Annotated in this window: 1 pseudogene; it reads right to left on the reverse strand. The window is 50.7% G+C overall.

Going from position 1 to position 229, the window contains the following annotated elements:
* Nucleotides 1-215, reverse strand: a pseudogene (locus ACTHSX_RS10950) (apolipoprotein N-acyltransferase); the annotation flags it as partial.
* Between the last annotated feature and the right edge of the window lie 14 nt (nucleotides 216-229).

A 229-nucleotide genomic window follows, 5' to 3' on the forward strand; every position in this document is an offset into this window, starting at 1 on the left:
GTATAACCGATTAATCCGAACAGATAGGCAGTCATGACGGCAAAGCGCGGACGCAATTCAATCAGGCGTATCAGCGCGCCGAACAACAGCGGCATCAGCCAGAAATGATAATACGGGGCGAAAGTGAACGGCGTCGCGGCGGCAATCAAGATGACCAGCGGCCAGTACAGCAGCGGGTGTTGCCAGTATTGTTCGAGTTTACGGAAAATATTCATGCTTTATATGGTAT

This window comes from Neisseria sp. P0014.S002 (assembly GCF_051958295.1).
Lineage (GTDB): Bacteria > Pseudomonadota > Gammaproteobacteria > Burkholderiales > Neisseriaceae > Neisseria > Neisseria flavescens_B.